This is a genomic window from Acinetobacter sp. B-6, assembly GCF_056930735.1.
Map to the genome: position 1 here is coordinate 83,611 of NZ_JBXPBY010000014.1, position 15,433 is coordinate 99,043.

Annotated in this window: 17 protein-coding genes and 2 tRNA genes; 11 read left to right on the forward strand and 8 right to left on the reverse strand. The window is 38.3% G+C overall.

Annotated elements, in window-relative coordinates; all coding sequences use genetic code 11:
* The first annotated feature begins 199 nt into the window (after positions 1 to 199).
* Complete coding sequence (locus tag AC1Z3T_RS16610) at positions 200 to 1,777, forward strand: esterase-like activity of phytase family protein (RefSeq protein WP_100884365.1); 1,578 nt, start codon at positions 200 to 202, stop codon at positions 1,775 to 1,777.
* A gap of 588 nt (positions 1,778 to 2,365) precedes the next feature.
* Positions 2,366 to 4,027 carry an energy-dependent translational throttle protein EttA gene (gene ettA / locus AC1Z3T_RS16615; RefSeq protein WP_004825504.1) on the forward strand — a complete coding sequence of 554 codons (1,662 nt, stop codon included), beginning with the start codon at positions 2,366 to 2,368 and terminating at the stop codon, positions 4,025 to 4,027.
* 42 nt (positions 4,028 to 4,069) lie between these two features.
* Here ettA and AC1Z3T_RS16620 read toward each other — a convergent pair whose 3' ends face one another.
* Both AC1Z3T_RS16620 and hisF read right to left on the reverse strand, forming a co-directional pair.
* Complete coding sequence (locus AC1Z3T_RS16620) at positions 4,070 to 4,429, reverse strand: tetratricopeptide repeat protein (RefSeq protein WP_208475543.1); 360 nt, start codon at positions 4,427 to 4,429, stop codon at positions 4,070 to 4,072.
* A gap of 567 nt (positions 4,430 to 4,996) precedes the next feature.
* Positions 4,997 to 5,755 carry an imidazole glycerol phosphate synthase subunit HisF gene (hisF, locus tag AC1Z3T_RS16625; RefSeq protein WP_004825500.1) on the reverse strand — a complete coding sequence of 253 codons (759 nt, stop codon included), beginning with the start codon at positions 5,753 to 5,755 and terminating at the stop codon, positions 4,997 to 4,999.
* Between the two features lie 114 nt (positions 5,756 to 5,869).
* Between hisF and AC1Z3T_RS16630 the strand changes: the two genes are divergently transcribed.
* From AC1Z3T_RS16630 to AC1Z3T_RS16640, 3 genes are read left to right on the forward strand one after another with little or no spacing between them, the layout of a single operon-like run.
* Positions 5,870 to 6,820 (forward strand): homoserine kinase, encoded by a 951-nt coding sequence (locus AC1Z3T_RS16630; RefSeq protein ID WP_100884367.1) that lies wholly within the window; start codon positions 5,870 to 5,872, stop codon positions 6,818 to 6,820.
* A 19-nt stretch (positions 6,821 to 6,839) separates the two neighbouring features.
* The gene (locus tag AC1Z3T_RS16635; RefSeq protein ID WP_199993535.1) at positions 6,840 to 7,475 is read left to right on the forward strand and encodes a DUF1294 domain-containing protein; all 636 of its coding nucleotides are present in this window, start codon (positions 6,840 to 6,842) and stop codon (positions 7,473 to 7,475) included.
* A gap of 34 nt (positions 7,476 to 7,509) precedes the next feature.
* Positions 7,510 to 7,902, forward strand: a complete 393-nt coding sequence (locus tag AC1Z3T_RS16640; protein WP_005034414.1) for a DUF4870 family protein — start codon at positions 7,510 to 7,512, stop codon at positions 7,900 to 7,902.
* A 69-nt stretch (positions 7,903 to 7,971) separates the two neighbouring features.
* On the opposite strand, the gene AC1Z3T_RS16645 is transcribed toward AC1Z3T_RS16640, so the two are convergent.
* The gene (locus tag AC1Z3T_RS16645) at positions 7,972 to 8,892 is read right to left on the reverse strand and encodes a DMT family transporter (protein ID WP_009583987.1); all 921 of its coding nucleotides are present in this window, start codon (positions 8,890 to 8,892) and stop codon (positions 7,972 to 7,974) included.
* Between the two features lie 156 nt (positions 8,893 to 9,048).
* Between AC1Z3T_RS16645 and AC1Z3T_RS16650 the strand changes: the two genes are divergently transcribed.
* Positions 9,049 to 9,342 (forward strand): antibiotic biosynthesis monooxygenase family protein, encoded by a 294-nt coding sequence (locus AC1Z3T_RS16650; RefSeq protein ID WP_004825489.1) that lies wholly within the window; start codon positions 9,049 to 9,051, stop codon positions 9,340 to 9,342.
* A 67-nt stretch (positions 9,343 to 9,409) separates the two neighbouring features.
* Here AC1Z3T_RS16650 and hisA read toward each other — a convergent pair whose 3' ends face one another.
* Positions 9,410 to 10,141: a 1-(5-phosphoribosyl)-5-[(5-phosphoribosylamino)methylideneamino]imidazole-4-carboxamide isomerase gene (gene hisA / locus AC1Z3T_RS16655; RefSeq protein WP_005034409.1), complete on the reverse strand. Its 732-nt coding sequence runs from the start codon at positions 10,139 to 10,141 to the stop codon at positions 9,410 to 9,412.
* A gap of 75 nt (positions 10,142 to 10,216) precedes the next feature.
* On the reverse strand, positions 10,217 to 10,879 hold the full coding sequence (locus AC1Z3T_RS16660) for a 3'-5' exonuclease (protein ID WP_151824290.1): 663 nt from the start codon (positions 10,877 to 10,879) through the stop codon (positions 10,217 to 10,219).
* Positions 10,880 to 11,046: 167 nt separating this feature from the next.
* Here AC1Z3T_RS16660 and AC1Z3T_RS16665 point away from each other — a divergent pair, with 167 nt between their 5' ends.
* Positions 11,047 to 11,448: a transcriptional regulator gene (locus tag AC1Z3T_RS16665; RefSeq protein WP_004825483.1), complete on the forward strand. Its 402-nt coding sequence runs from the start codon at positions 11,047 to 11,049 to the stop codon at positions 11,446 to 11,448.
* On the opposite strand, the gene AC1Z3T_RS16670 is transcribed toward AC1Z3T_RS16665, so the two are convergent.
* The 3 genes from AC1Z3T_RS16670 to hisB all read right to left on the reverse strand — a co-directional run bounded on the left by AC1Z3T_RS16670 (position 11,445) and on the right by hisB (position 13,339).
* Entirely contained in the window at positions 11,445 to 11,978 is a 534-nt protein-coding gene (locus tag AC1Z3T_RS16670) for a DUF805 domain-containing protein (RefSeq protein WP_483396789.1), read from the reverse strand. The two genes, AC1Z3T_RS16665 and AC1Z3T_RS16670, sit on opposite strands and share 4 nt — an antisense overlap.
* 150 nt (positions 11,979 to 12,128) lie before the next feature.
* Complete coding sequence (hisH, locus tag AC1Z3T_RS16675; RefSeq protein ID WP_004825479.1) at positions 12,129 to 12,746, reverse strand: imidazole glycerol phosphate synthase subunit HisH; 618 nt, start codon at positions 12,744 to 12,746, stop codon at positions 12,129 to 12,131.
* Positions 12,746 to 13,339, reverse strand: coding sequence for an imidazoleglycerol-phosphate dehydratase HisB (gene hisB, locus AC1Z3T_RS16680; RefSeq protein WP_004825477.1), 594 nt, complete (start codon positions 13,337 to 13,339; stop codon positions 12,746 to 12,748). The genes hisH and hisB overlap by 1 nt, the downstream gene beginning before the upstream one ends.
* A gap of 102 nt (positions 13,340 to 13,441) precedes the next feature.
* Between hisB and AC1Z3T_RS16685 the strand changes: the two genes are divergently transcribed.
* The 4 genes from AC1Z3T_RS16685 to AC1Z3T_RS16700 all read left to right on the forward strand — a co-directional run bounded on the left by AC1Z3T_RS16685 (position 13,442) and on the right by AC1Z3T_RS16700 (position 15,386).
* Positions 13,442 to 13,819, forward strand: coding sequence for a GNAT family N-acetyltransferase (locus AC1Z3T_RS16685; RefSeq protein WP_005034402.1), 378 nt, complete (start codon positions 13,442 to 13,444; stop codon positions 13,817 to 13,819).
* Positions 13,820 to 14,137: 318 nt separating this feature from the next.
* Positions 14,138 to 14,213: transfer RNA gene (locus tag AC1Z3T_RS16690), tRNA-Phe, on the forward strand.
* 133 nt (positions 14,214 to 14,346) lie between these two features.
* A tRNA-Phe gene (locus tag AC1Z3T_RS16695) sits at positions 14,347 to 14,422 on the forward strand.
* 202 nt (positions 14,423 to 14,624) lie between these two features.
* Positions 14,625 to 15,386 (forward strand): class I SAM-dependent methyltransferase, encoded by a 762-nt coding sequence (locus AC1Z3T_RS16700; RefSeq protein WP_483396790.1) that lies wholly within the window; start codon positions 14,625 to 14,627, stop codon positions 15,384 to 15,386.
* Positions 15,387 to 15,433: the final 47 nt, after the last annotated feature.

Genomic DNA, 15,433 nt, shown 5'->3' on the forward strand with positions numbered 1-15,433 from the left:
ACAAATAAATATATGAAGTAAACAAGGGTTTCTATATTTTAAAATCATAAAAAAAGATAAAGACAAAGTCTTAGCGATGTGCCGTTTACACAGAATTGAATATGTAAATACCGAATATCGCTTAATTGAGTCACTGTCATGTTGATGTCACTTGCCGAAATTAGTATTGGAATTTCCATAAAATCAGGCACTAAGTACAATGAATAAAGCACAGATAAGTAAACTGACAATTCGTAAAACCACTTTAACTTTAGTTTTATGTAGTTTATTCGGCTTAACAGCATGTTCAGATGATGATAATAAAGACTCAACCAACAGCAAAACACTTACTCAAAGTATAAGTTTAGCCTTTGGCGATGAGGCTTGTGTGATGGGAGGAACACGTGTTCAAAGCGGGGTAGATAGGAATGGAAATGGTAAACTGGAAGCCAGTGAAGTCACAAAAAATGAGGACAGTTGTAAACCGAATTTATTTGCTCAAGGCGTCGCATTACCATTTACTGTACTCGCACGACATGATGCAAATGGCACGACCATTGATAGTAGCTTTGATATTCGTCAAGGTGGTTTTGGTTCTGATGCCACTGCTCACCCGACAAATAAAAAGCAATTCTATGCTTTGACAGATCGAGGACCAAATGCTGACTTTACTGACAAGCTATATGGTGCAGGTAAAGTGTTTGCAATTCCTAATTATGTTCCCAAAATTGGTTTGTTTGAAATTCAGGACAATGGCACCGTTAAACTAATCAAAACCATTAATTTGAAAGACCGTAATGGTAAAGATATTTCAGGTTTACCCAATACCTCAGCTTTTGGGGGGACGGGAGAAACCCCTTATGATGTGAATGGTAAAGTGATTATTGTAGATCCAACCAAACCGTTTGATGCAGTGAATAATCCCATCAAATTGGATGATTATGGCTTAGATAGTGAAGGGCTAGTTGCACTTCAAGATGGCACGTTTTGGGTCAGTGATGAATATGGTCCACATATTGTACATTTTGATGCCAATGGCAAGGAAATCGGGCGAATTAACCCATTTAAAGCAGATCAACGTAATCAATGGACGCTACCTAATGAATTTAGTTATCGCCGTGCCAATCGAGGAATGGAAGGGCTCACCATTACACCAGATCAAAAAACTTTGGTGGGCATTATGCAGTCGACCATGAGTTTGCCGAATAAAAGTGTCAATAAATCAACATTGACTCGTATAGTGACCATTAACCTTGAGACAGGTAAGGTTGCACAATATCTCTATCAGCAAGAACTTCCTGAGAACTCCAACTCCGGGATTATTGCATTAAGTGCAACACAATTTTTAGTGCTGGAACGGGACGGTCTTTTTTATAAAGACACCACAAAGGTAATTAAAAATGTTTATCGTATTGATTTAACTCAAGCCACCAATTTAGAAGATATTAAAGATCAAAAGGATTTCAAACAGGATGACAAGATCGGTTTAACGATTGCGGGTAAAACACTGGAAGAATTCCAGTTGGAAAAAGGCTGGGATGGTTTAAAAGCATTGAATATTGTTCCAGCACCCAAAACATTGGTACTCGATATGGGCAAAGCGGTGAAATATCCACATGACAAAATAGAAGGCATATGGTTGATTAATAACACCACCTTAGGTGTATTAAACGATGATGATTTAGGATTGTGGAGTAATGCAAAAGGAATGGAGCAAAAATATCTGGATACAGCGCGAACAAGAGTCGATATCAATACCTTATACATCATGGATAAATTGAATTTGAAAGGGCAATAAGCACTTTGAAAGAGCCGTCAAATTGACGGCTCTTTCAATCTTATGTGTTGAATAACAGCAAGCATTAAAATAAAAATGATACTCATACCTTGGTGCAATGTATAGCCACCAGTTTTAGTCCTGTGCAAGCCTTAATTTGGTTGTCATCCAACCAACACATCCAGACCGCATCTACAGTTTATATCGCAATATCAGGCGAACTTTGATTTCATATCTCGTTTGAATAAAACTCAAGGTCGAACTCTTTTGAAGAACGAATCTGAAAAAGCGTGTTTGAAAATATCTCCATCTAATTGGACAAATCTGAACAAAAATAGATAAATTCAGCGTATAATTAACAGCATTTATTTAAGGATTTGTCCGCATTTCATCTGTGGGTTGCCTTGTAAGTTAAAACAAACAATGAATGCTGTGAAACGAAGAAAACCGTAAACATGTTTTTGAGTTTTATCGCGCAGACTGAGTGAATTTGAGTTGCAAGTGGATATAAACAAAACCATGTTTTTGTTTATCAAGTCGCTACAGATGACATTCGAGTAAAGCCTATTCGCATTTTGCGAATTTTTATTCATTATAGAGGAGTCCTACGTGGCCCAATATATTTACACGATGAACCGTGTGTCGAAGATGGTTCCGCCTAAACGCGAAATCTTAAAAGACATCTCTTTATCATTTTTCCCAGGTGCCAAAATTGGTGTGCTTGGTTTAAACGGTGCTGGTAAATCTACTTTGCTCCGTATTATGGCTGGCGTAGATAAAGATTTCTCAGGTGAAGCTCGTGCACAACCAGGTATTAAAATCGGTTATCTAGAGCAAGAACCACCATTAGATCCAAATAAAGATGTCCGTGGTAACGTTGAAGATGGTTTACGTGAGCCATTGGATGCCTTGGCACGCTTAGATGAGGTTTTTGCTGAATACGCAGCAGAAGATGCCGATTTTGACGCACTTGCAAAAGAGCAAGAGAAATTAGAAGCAATCATTCATTCTTGGGATGCCCATAACCTGACCAATCAAATGGATCAGGCAGCCGCTGCATTAAATCTTCCTGCTTGGGATGCAGATGTAACTTTGCTTTCAGGTGGTGAGCGTCGTCGTGTTGCACTATGCCGTTTATTGCTGTCTAAGCCAGATATGTTATTGCTGGACGAACCGACGAACCATTTGGATGCAGAGTCTGTATCTTGGTTAGAACGTTTCTTGAAAGACTTTGCTGGTACAATCGTGGCGATTACCCATGACCGTTATTTCTTGGATAACGTGGCAGAGTGGATTCTTGAGCTTGACCGTGGGCATGGTATTCCATACCAAGGTAACTATTCGTCTTGGTTAGAGCAAAAAAATGCCCGTTTAGAGCAAGAACAAAAGCAAGAAGAATCTTTTGCTAAAGCATTGAAAAAAGAACTTGAATGGGTTCGTTCAAATGCCAAAGGTCAACAAAAGAAAAATAAAGCACGTATGGAGCGTTTTGAAGAGCTTAACTCGCGTGAGTTCCAACAACGTAATGAAACTTCAGAGATTTATATTCCACCTGGTCCACGTCTAGGGAATAAAGTGGTTGAAGTTGAAGGCATCAGTAAATCTTTTGATGGTCGTTTATTGTACGAAAATCTAACCTTTACTGTGCCACCTACAGCGATTGTGGGTATTGTGGGTCCAAACGGGGCAGGTAAAACCACCTTATTCCGTATGATGACAGGTGAGCAGCAACCTGATACAGGTACTGTGACACTGGGTGAGTCTGTTAAAGTCGCCTATGTTGGTCAGATTCGTGACACCTTAGACAACAATAAAACAGTTTGGGAAGAAGTTTCTGGCGGTTTAGATATCTTAAGAATCGGTGAATACGAGATTGCTTCTCGTGCCTATATCGGTCGCTTTAACTTTAAAGGTCAAGATCAGCAAAAACGTGTTGGAGAATTATCTGGTGGTGAACGTAACCGTTTACAACTTGCTAAGATTCTTCAAATGGGCGCAAACGTGATCTTACTGGATGAGCCATCAAACGATTTGGATATCGAAACTTTACGTGCGCTAGAAGATGCGATTTTAGTCTTCCCAGGTACAGTGATGGTGGTATCGCATGACCGTTGGTTCCTCGACCGTATTGCAACGCATATCTTGTCATTTGAAAATGAACAGCCGGAGTTCTACGAAGGTAACTATGCTGAATACGAAGCGTATCGCTTGGCTCGCTTAGGTGATGCAGCTGTGCAGAAGCGTACTAAATACAAAAAAATTGGTGGCTAAACACTGATTTTACAATAAAAAACCAGCTTTTGAGCTGGTTTTTTATTGCAGGTAAGCATGGTGAAGTTGATTTTGCGCTTCGGTATGCCCTTGATTGGCTGCAAGTAACAACCATTTTCTGGCTTTATATTGATCAGGAGACAGCCCCAGTTGACCCTGTAGATAAATCATTCCGAGTTTATATTGTGCTTTACTATAACCTTTCAATGCGGCATGTAAAAAATTCCAAATCGCATTACGCTGATAGGTATAAACGCGCTCATGACGATGTAAATCATAATGCACACTATAGTGATTATTCAGGGCGAGATGTTCATAACTGGTTGCACGATGATAAATATGCATGGACTCAGACATCCCAAATAAGACATGCCGATGTGTATAATCGTATGAATAAGTCATGAGCTGATTAATCCTCCTTATTTATTTTTATTAACTCCATCATCAACTACAAAATTTAAGGCTTATTTCAATCAAGATTAAATGAAATAAAAAGAATATGAAATACCTTAGGTTCATGATTTTTTTTCATAGTAAAAATACTGGAAAAATATAGGAGTTTCAGTAAATAGGGTTAATTCCCTGATTTATATTGAAGGATGGGCTTATTTTAAGACGCTGATATTAAAAATGGAAATGTGACTGTTTTCATTTATTTTATCATTACTGAGTGAATTCTCTATTTAAAAATCATGACAAATAAATTGTAAAATTTTATTTGAAAATAAATATTATTAATTGATTTCTTTATGTTGTTTTAATTTAGACTTAATAAAGGTGATATAAAACCATGAATAACTCATCACTTTAGAATACTTTCATTTTCTTATTCAATAGAGCATTCGAAATAAAATAAGCGCTCAATACAACCTTCTCCCAGTGGAAGAAGGCGTTTTCAGCATGATGCAGTATGTTGATTGAAGTATGAGATTATTTATATAGTTTTTAATCTAGATAAAACGTTATTCATCAAAGACGCATTTCAATCCCTTGTTCTGCGAGATATTGTTTTGCTTCAGGAATCGTATATTGACCAAAATGGAAGATCGAGGCTGCCAATACCGCATCTGCTCCACCTTTTAAAATACCATCTGCAAGGTGTTGTAAATTACCTACGCCACCAGAAGCAATCGTTGGAATGGTGACACGATCATTGATTTGACGCATGAGACCAATGTCATAACCTGCTTTGGTTCCATCAGCATCCATAGACGTAACCAATAGTTCACCTGCACCGTATTCCGCCATTTTTACTGCCCATTCAATGGCATCAATCCCTGTAGGTTTACGTCCACCATGGGTGAAAATTTCCCACTTATTTTCTGCAGTTTTTTTGGCATCAATCGCAACGACAATGCATTGTGCACCAAAGCGCTGAGAGGCTTCTTGTACAAACTCAGGGTTAAACACGGCAGCGGAGTTAATACTGACTTTATCAGCGCCTGCATTTAACAATAGGCGAATATCTTCAACTTTACGTACACCGCCACCGACAGTTAAAGGGACAAATACACTTTCCGCCATACGTTCTACAGTGCGATAAGTCGTATCACGACCATTGGAGGTTGCAGTGATGTCTAAAAAAGTAATTTCATCGGCACCTTGTTCATTATATCGTCGAGCTACTTCTACAGGATCACCTGCGTCACGGATATCAAGAAATTGAACACCTTTCACCACACGACCATTATCTACGTCTAGGCAAGGAATAATACGTTTAGCGAGCATAATTTTTTCCAAAAAATAACAGTCGATGATGAAACTTCGTGACTTAGCTATAGCACCACAATAGCCGAAGCGGTTATTCTATCAAACTTATGTAAGTTTTTTCGCAGGTTTTCTATGTCGGTTTATACCACTTTGAGTTTACAAGAAGTTCAGGTCTTTGCAGCACCTTATGGATTAGAGGTGGTTGAGCTGAACCCAATTCAAGGCGGTATCCAAAATACCAACTATTTTATCATTTGTCGTGATGGAACACAGTTTGTTTTAACCTTATTTGAAAATATGGATGCGCAAGCGGCAGGTGAGTTGATCCCTGTATTAGAGCATTTAGGCGAATATGGGCTGGCTGTCCCTGTACCACTCAAATATGAAGGTCAATCTATTCATACGTTGAAGGATAAACCTGCGCAGATTGCACCACGTATGATCGGCAAACATCCTATGCCATCAAGCATTGCTCAAGTTGAACAGATTGCGATGGCTCAGGCAAAGATGCATATCGCATTAAAAGATTTTCCACTACAGCGCAAAATCGCCCGCGATCATGACTATTGGTACAACGTGGCGAAACAAATCAAACCGACTTTAAGTCCAGCCGATAAAGCGCTACTTGATAATCTCTTGGGGTTGTATCAAGCATTAACACAGATGTATCCAAATAGACCTAAAGGTTGGATTCATTCTGACTTGTTTCGTGACAATACGCTGTTTGAAGGGGACAACCTCAAAGGAATCCTTGATTTTTATGAAATGAATCAAGATGAATTGTTGTTTGATATTGCCATTACATTAAATGATTTTTGTACAGAATATCCTGAAGTTACTTTAAATGAAGCCAAGGCAATGGCATTTTTAAATGCTTATAGTTCAGTTCGTCCACTGACCGAAGATGAAAAGGCATGTCTAGAATTATATTTGGCAATGGCGGCAGGACGCTTTTGGATGATGCGTTTGCAGATTGCACAAATCAATGCTGAATCAGCTCGAACAGGGGATGATATCTTGCAGAAAAATCCACAAGAAATGCGTAATATGTTGATTGAAAGATTGAAATTTGTAACAGCTTAATAAATGTGTGGGATAAAAAATGCGTGATCAAGGTCGTTTAGTTGAGTGGTTTGATGACAAAGGCTATGGCTTTATTCAACCCAATGATGGACTAAAAGAGCGTGTATTCCTGCATATCAAAGACTTTGCGCAAAAAGGTCCACGTCCCATAGTGGGCTGTGCACTTGAATATGTGGTGCAGTTAGATGGACAAGGACGTTATAAAGCCAAGCAAGTGACTTATTTAAAAGCAACTCAAACTGTTCATGCCAAAACAAATCGAACCAGTCAGAATACACTGAATGCCCAAAAAGCCTCCTCATTACAGCCGATGCAAATCATATGTATCGTTTATATAGTGGTTTTGGCAATCTTAAGTATAAGTGGTTTATTAAATGGTATGATTCTGCTTTTTGTCAGTATTATCAATGTCATGACTTATTGGTTCTATTCGCAGGACAAAGAAGCTGCACAAATGAATCAGCGTCGGGTGCCTGAAAATACCTTACATATTTTAGCCTTTTTAGGCGGCTGGCCCGCTGCATGGTTGGCACAACAACGCTTACGACATAAAACACAAAAACAACCTTTTCGAAATATCTATTTCTGTACCATAGTCTTTAATATTTTATTGATTTTATGGTTAATTTCACCTTTAAATGTATTTCACATTTAGTGTGAATTCGCCAAGTTTTAAAAAAGGGCTTGCGATGAGTAATTATGTCGATTCAAACAATAGTAAATCTCTCACCTTAATCTTATACATTCTTTACATTATTGCGATTTTCTCCGCTGGAATTCTAGCAATTGTTGCATTGATTATTAATTACGTAAAATTAGATTCTGTTCGAGGTACGATTTTTGAAAGCCATTTTAAGTGGCAAATCAGAACATTTTGGTGGTACTTGATCTGGACCATCGTTGCATTTATTCCATTTCTTTTTCTCTTTTTCACTATGGATAATGTCAACGCATTTGCAGGTGTAGCACTCGGCGCTACAGTGTTTTGTGGTGTGACTTTATTTCTTTCTTGGATATGGATTGTTTATCGAGCGATTCGAGGGATTATCGTTTTGAATGATGATCAAGCTTTACCGCTATAAACCTGACTAAAAATTGAAAGAATGACTGAAGTAAAAAACAGCGTTTACCTTGAAACGCTGTTTTTTTTTTTATATGGTGTGAGTACTTTTTTGATGTTGTTTTCTGTTTAAAAATCGAGGTCTCCATTCGCTGACGATAACGCCCAAAACCACAAGTAATCCACCAAAAAGTGCAACTAAGGGAAGGCGTTCACCTGCAATTCTGCCAAATAATGCTGCCCATACAGGTTCGCCAGCATAGATCACTGCTGCTTGAGATGGATCAACTGAACGTTGTGCCCAGTTCATGGTCAGTTGCAATATAGAACTGGTCAATCCTAATCCTACAGCCAGTATAAGCAGCTCCCACGAAAAGGCGGGGATATGATGTTCTCCAACGAAGGGCATTGATGCAAAAGATAACACTGAGGCAAAAGCCAACTGAATGACAGTCACTCGCTGAATGTTCACTTTCCCTGCAAAGTAACCAATCAAAATAATTTCCATTGCAATCGCAAAAGAACCGAGTAGGGTTACAATTTGCCCTGTATTGAGATTGATTTGGTTGAAGCCATTGCCTGTTAAGAAAATTAACCCGATAAATGCCAGTAAGACACCTAACCATGTCATCACGTGAGGTCTTTTACGAAAAATCAGCCAAATTAAGATGGGTACCAAAGGGACATACAACGCCGTTAAAAATGCAGACTCACTACTACTGATGGTTTGCATTCCTACGGTTTGTGAGCCATAACCTCCAGCAATCATGCTGCCAATCAGTGCCCCAGCAATAATTTCTTTTAGATGAATGCCTCTGAGATATTTATATGACAATAATCCGACAGCGATGGTTGCCGCTGCAAATCGGCAACCTACGAAGAACATTGGAGAACTATAATTCAAGGCATGATGCACAACGACAAAAGTACCTCCCCAAATCATAGTCATGATGATCAGGGCAATCTGAGGTATTTTCGATTTTAAAAATAAAGCAAAGGGAGAGGATGACATAAAGAACAAGAGGGCAAAAGAAAGCATCGCTATTTTACGCGAAAGCACAGAATTATGCTGAGGTTAAGTTTGGTAATAAATGAGAGGCGATCATTAAATTGTCACCTGAAAGCGTTATACTTTAACTATTAAAATATGCATAAAGAGAAATAAGCCATGGTCATTGAACAAGCTTTATTTCATATTATTGAGGGTCAGCAATCGGCTTTCGAAAAGAAATTTTATGAATTATCCGACATTTTTAGAAATGCACAAGGGTGTGAAAAATTTAAATTGATTCGTGGAATAGAGAATAATCAACAATATATTCTACAAATTCACTGGACTGATTTAAAAGCACACACAGATGTTTTTATGAAAACAGAAGAATTTAAACATTGGTTTAAGGCTTTAAAACCCTTTTTGGCACAAAAAATAGAAATGCAGCATTTTGAAAATACATTAGTTTAGATTTTTGTTGTGATTGAAGGAATAAAAAAGAGAACCTTACGGTTCTCTTTATACAAATTAACTGAAGTTAGAATGCTTGGTCATCCAACAATAATTGAGCTTCACGTAGATTGAGCGTGCCTTCATAGATTGCTCGTCCAGTAATTGCACCTAAAATACCTGGTTGACCTTTTAAGTTGCGTACATCATCTAAGTTAGTAACACCACCTGATGCGATGACAGGAAGACCTGAATATTGTGCAAGATTAACAGTCTGCTCAACATTGACACCTTGCATCATGCCATCACGTGCGATGTCTGTATAAACAATGCTTGATACACCTGCATCAGCAAAACGTTTTGCAAGATCAGTCGCTTTTACATCAGTCACATTTGCCCAGCCATCTGTAGCAACCATACCGTTCATTGCATCAATACCGACGATGATATGACCTGCAAATTTTTGACATGCTTCTTCGACAAACTCAGGGTTTTGAACGGCTTTGGTTCCAATGATCACAAAAGACACACCTGCATCTAGGTAATGCTCAATCGTCTCTAAAGAGCGGATACCACCACCAATTTGAATCGGTAGTTCAGGTTGCGCTTTGGCAATTGCTTCAACCACAGGTTTATGGATTGGTGTACCAGCGAAAGCACCATTTAAATCAACCAGATGTAAACGGCGTGCACCTTCATTTACCCAATGTTGTGCCGTTGCAACTGGATCATCAGAAAATACAGTATCGTCTTCCATACGACCTTGTTTTAAACGTACACATTTACCATCTTTCAGGTCTATTGCAGGGATGATCAGCATGCTTTCGCTCCTTGCCTATTCTCATAGAAATTCATTGGCGTTCATCTTAGCAAAAACTTGATCAATTTCTAAGTGTCAGTTGGGGCTTTTATTTTCATTGATCCCCAATTCAGTCGTGATTTTGATGATATCAACTGGGATTAAATTTAAATCGAGAAGTGCCTTAAAAATAAGAACTGGCGCATAAGCATCTGCTGCGGCGTACAGAATTTGAGGAATGGTCAGATTTTTTTTCGCCCAGTTCGAGGTACTTATTGATTTACTTTTAGGAAAATGAACCTGAAATAGGAGCGCCATCGCATTTTTAATGCCTAATGGACTGGTCATTCCGAAGCTTGAGAAAAGTTTCGAAAGCTCAATCACACGATGTAGTTCTACCCCTTTTTTACGAAATAAATGTAAGTCATTTTTTAGACCAAAGCCCACTTTGAGTTGATTTGTGTTTTCTAAAAAGGGTTTTAAAAAGTTTAGAATTTCAGGCGAAACCTGAAATAAATAAGCTTTCTCCGCAGTGGCAAGTTGAATCAAATGAGGTCCTGTCTGAACTTCACCTTTTATAAAAGTTGGCTTTGACTCTGTATCAAAGCCGAGTAAAGTCGCTTTTGCTAATTCTTCTGAAATTTCATGACACTGTTCCAGCGTATTAATCACCACAATTTTATTTAAAGGCAAATTTTCAAAACGTGGAAAGCTTAGAATTTGTTCCTTGCTTGGGATTTGTTGGCTTTGATCATTCACAAATTTTAGCTCTCAGTTTTCAGGGGTAGCTGAAATTTCATAAATTACTTGCTTTGTCGACTAAAATTGAGCAGGTAAGGCATAAAAAAATTTAACGATATTGTGTTATAACAAACTTTGAATAAAAGATGATAGTTTTGTGAGATGAAATTACAGGAATTAAGCAGATGGTAGAAAAAGAGGATGATCTTTTTATCGAAGGTGCAAAACGTTTAAAGCAATTGATTCAAGATAAAAATATAAAGGCCAGTGATATTGTCAATGTGCTGGAAACTTCAAAAGGTACAATGAGTAAATGGCTACATAATTCTACACCTTCAAGCGCACAAAGTTTAATTGAATTGGCACGTTTAGTGGGTATGACTGAACGTTGGAATATGGAAGCTAAACAGCAAGACAAAACGGAACTTGTGAGTAAGGCATATGCTGAATCTGAACTGGATTTAAGCCATGCCACCATGGAGCAGTTAATCAATGAGATTAAAGATCGTTATGCCGCTTTAAACTTAAAAGCAGAGATTAAAATCAATGTTGAACCGTTAGAAGGTGGCTTTGTTACCAAAGATTAACGTGATGGTTGCATCACGTGATGAGATCCTTCAAATTCGATTTGCGGATCAGTTTTCGGTGGGGGAGAGATCGCCAAAATATAGATGACCACGATGGTTAAGATGGGGATGAAAATGATTGAGATCAGTGCAACGGTTTTTTCCCAAATAGGTGTTAATCTACTGCTACCGTATTGATTATTATGAAAAGAGCCAGGTGTGACAAAGATTAAAAACAAAAAAAGCACCTGTACAATCGGGATCAAAATCAACACACTCCACCAACCAGAACGATTAAGATCATGCAGTCTACGAATGATGAGTATAAAAAATGTATAGATACATGAGATGTGTAAGGTCGCCCATAAAAACAAAGCCAAAGGTTCAATTTGCTTAAAATCTTCGTCGGTATTCAACATCTGTAATGAGATATAAAGATTTAGGGAGCATAAAATAAGGGTGAGAATGGTTAACCATGCAATGAGTGATAAACGCCCAAAACGTCCATTGGGATGAAGCAGTGCATCATTGATAAGCGTGTTGTTTTTCATCTATAAGCCATTGAATCAATAAGTATTAAAGTTTTTATTGGAGTGTGTCTAAAAGACCAAGTAGTCAAAAGTTTAAAACTTTATTTTTTGTAGCAATTTGAGTTATCAGAGCCAATTTAAATTGGCTCTGATTTTTTTTATCTTGAGGTGTTAAATATTCCATTCCACAAAGTTTTTCAGCAATTGTAAACCTGCTGTATGGCTCTTTTCTGGATGGAATTGTGTAGCAAATAGATTTTCTTTATGAATTGCGGTACAGAACTGCAAACCATAATCACATGTTGCTGCAATAAGTGTTGAATCTTTAGGTTCAACATAATAGCTATGCACGAAATAGAAGCGTGCATCTTGTTCGATATTTTTCCACATTGGATGGCTAGGATCAGCTTGGTGGACTTGGTTCCAGCCCATGTGAGGAACTTTTAATCCCTCCATATCTGGAAAATGTTTGACCATGCCATCAAAAATACCCAGCGCTTGAGTGCCACCATTTTCTTCAGATGACTCAAGTAAAGCCTGCATACCGACACATATTGCCAGCACAGGTTTATTGAAGGCAGCTTGACGTACAACTTCATCGATTCCTGCTTCATGCATGCCTTGAATGCAGTCACGCATTGCTCCCACACCTGGAAATACAATTTTATCTGCTTGAGCAATCAGCTTTGGATCATTGGTCACATCTACAGTTGCACCGACATGTTCGAGTGCTTTAGCTGCTGAATGAAGGTTTCCCATGCCATAATCAAGAAGGGCAATACGGGTCATTACAAGGTTCCTTTGGTAGAAGCAACAGTATTTTCAGCGCGAGGATCAACTTCGCATGCCATACGTAGTGCGCGAGCAAACGCTTTGAACACACTTTCGATCTGGTGATGGCTATTTTTACCTTTTAAGTTGTCGATATGCAAGGTCATTAAGGCATGATTAACAAAGCCTTGGAAAAATTCTGAGAATAAATCGACATCGAAGCTACCAATTCGTGCACGAGTAAATGGAATATCCATCCACAATCCTGGGCGACCTGATAGATCAACAACGACACGGCTTAAAGACTCATCAAGTGGTGCATAAAAATGACCATAACGTTTTAAGCCTTTTTTATCGCCAAGCGCTTGTGCAAAGGCTTGTCCTAGCGTAATCCCACAATCTTCTACGGTGTGGTGATCATCGATTTCCAAGTCGCCATCACAATGAATATCAATATCAAATAAACCATGACGCTTGATTTGATCAATCATATGGTCTAAAAAGGGAACACCTGTATTGAGCGTGCCTTGACCAGTACCGTCAAGATTCACACGAACTCGAATTTTAGTTTCGTTGGTGTTTCTTACCACTTCACTGATACGTTGCGCCATAGACACGTTCCTCAAAAAACGTCAAAAATTAAAAGTTTGATGTAAAGATGTTTCGCTGTGACGAAAGTGACAGCATATTAGATTGCTCAGGAGGGTTAATCAATGCCTATTACCGTACATGCTAAAACTTCACTAGAAAATGAAGAAGTTCGCGATCAGCTTGAGCGATTATATGACACCAGCCCCGAATTTGGGGATGGTCATGACGCCATAGAACAACTTGAGCAAAACTTGGCTCATTATACCCTACTTTATGTCGCAGAATTTAATACAAAGATTATTGGGGCATTATGGTGTACTGGACAAGGTGAAAGCAGAACTTTAGAAAATATTGTGGTACATCCAGCCAATCGAGGGCGAGGAGTTGCTGAACGTTTGGTTGAGGAAGTTTGCCGAATTGAAGAAGAAAAGGGTGTAAAGAACTTTGAGCCAGGTTGCGGTGCAATACATCGTTGTTTAGCGCATCTCGGTAAAATCTAAGCGATTTGAGTTTTCTGAATGCCTAAAGCAGCTTGAGTCATTGCTTTTGCTTGCTTTGCTCAAAAACAAGTTGCTCAAGAACAAGGGATGGTGAAATGGTTAGTTTTAAGTGCATTTTGAACAGATTCAAAAACGGAATATGCGCAAATTGGTTATGCTAATCGAGATCATTCAAACAATGTATGGCTCAAATATGTGTGAAAAAGCATCCATTAGCGCGTAAATAAGCTGATTTTGTTGTAAAAATAGACTGTTGAATGATTTTAATGCTTTCTATACTTGACGGCTTATGGATTAAATTGTTTAATACGCCCCATCGGCGTGATAGCTCAGTAGGTAGAGCAACGGATTGAAAATCCGTGTGTCCCCAGTTCGATCCTGGGTCTCGCCACCATATTTAAAAATCTTTAAGATTTCAATCCCTGATCCCATCAGGGATTTTTTTTGGGTAAAAAATATTCGCTTGAATAAAAAAGTCATGATTTTTATTGACTATTGAATACAGATACGGCTTAATACACCGCATCGGCGTGATAGCTCAGTAGGTAGAGCAACGGATTGAAAATCCGTGTGTCCCCAGTTCGATCCTGGGTCTCGCCACCATATTTGAAAAACCCCAAACATTGTTTGGGGTTTTTTATTGCCTATTTTTAGCGTTCAATGTCATTGTGAGCGTTCTGGAAAATAAACCGATTAAAATACGGTGCAGAGGAATGATTTTAATTGTCTTACAAAATGCCTTGAGCTGATGTGGAAATGACGTAGAATAAATTTTTATAAAACGAATAGATTGTTATAAAAAACAATGAAAGATTTATTTTCATCAGGCAGTGCGCTTTATCAACAAGCACGACCCAGTTATCCACAGGATGTGGTTCAGGAAATATTAAATCATGTTCCTGAGCGTAGTTTTGCATGGGATTGTGGTGCAGGTTCAGGACAATTCACTCAACTACTGACTCCTTATTTTGATCATATTGTTGCCACCGATTTGAGCGAAAAACAACTACAGCTTGCACCTTATTTTGATAATGTTAGCTATCAGGTCCAATCGGCTGAACACACCTCATTTGCAGCTCACAGTTTTGATTTAATTTCTGTAGCGCAGGCAATTCATTGGTTTGATTTTGACGGGTTTTATAAAGAGGTTCAAAGAACACTTAAACCGCAGGGAATCCTTGCTGTCATCGGATATGGTTTAATTCAAGTTGAGAATAAAGTCATTCATTCCATGATTCAAGATGTATATTTTAAAAAATTAAACGGTTATTGGGATGCTGAGCGCCGTTATATTGACGAAGAATATCAGACAATTCCATTCCCATTTGAAGAAATAACTGTTGCCAGTTTTAAAATGCAGTATCAATGGTCAGCAGCACAACTGTTAAAATATTTATCGACATGGTCGGCAATTAAACATCATTGTGAAAAAAATCAAGATCATCCCTTACTTGAACTGGCTGAACAACTAAGCAGTGAATATGAAGATTTAAAAATAGAATTTCCTGTATTCTTGCGCCTAGGTCGAGTGAAACAAGTCAAGAAAAAGTGTTTTATGAAAAAATAGAATAATGATCTCATTTTATCTTGGATTACAAGATATATGGCTAACAA